The organism is Thiolapillus sp., assembly GCF_048562965.1.
Lineage (GTDB): Bacteria > Pseudomonadota > Gammaproteobacteria > Chromatiales > Chromatiaceae > Thiolapillus > Thiolapillus brandeum_A.
This window is the reverse complement of record NZ_JBHNMF010001484.1, coordinates 1-607: the sequence shown is the minus strand read 5'-3', so window position 1 is coordinate 607 and position 607 is coordinate 1. Positions and strand designations below refer to the sequence as shown.

At 51.9% G+C, this 607-nt stretch carries 1 protein-coding gene; it reads left to right on the top strand.

What is annotated here, in order from left to right; all coding sequences use genetic code 11:
* On the top strand, positions 1-542 hold a 542-nt coding region (locus ACOCD2_RS25045), incomplete at its 5' end, for a PD-(D/E)XK nuclease family protein (protein ID WP_419626368.1).
* Positions 543-607 lie beyond the last annotated feature (65 nt).

Sequence of the window (607 nt, the reverse complement as noted above, 5' to 3'; positions counted from 1 at the left end):
GTTTTTTAGTGGAGTGGTTTTTTCTGCTCGTGGTATTGGGAATCGGAGCGTTATTCGCGTTTGGGAGTAACCACACAGCCACGCCAGCACGAACGCCGGATGCAGCCGATGATAATGCGCCACTGCTGCTGAAAAAATCCCGCTTGCTGTTGGTGGAACAGACGCTCCGAATACAGGACCCCACGCCGATTAAAGCCCGTGTGGATGAAGTGTATCAGCAGCCCAATGGGGAGCTCATTATCGTCGATACAAAGGCACGGAATAGCAGCCGGGTTTACATGAAAGACGTGATTCAGCTAAGCCTGTATGGGTACATACTTCGAAAGATGGGGCATCGGGTGTCGCCTTTCGGGTATGTCCGGGTGCAAAAACCGGAGACTGTTGACTATTTAATTGCGCCACTTCTGTCTGAAGCGGAGCTGATGCAATGGTTCGAGCGGGCGAAGATATTGGAGCAAGGACTGTCCTCGCCCCGGTTTTGCGAGGATGCGCGAAAATGCGAAGCGTGTTCAGAGCGAAACGGTTGTAAAGCGTTGGGCTAGTAACAGCACATTCTATTTTACTGCGGTGGCCTAGATACGGCACCTTAGGCTTCACACGAATCTAC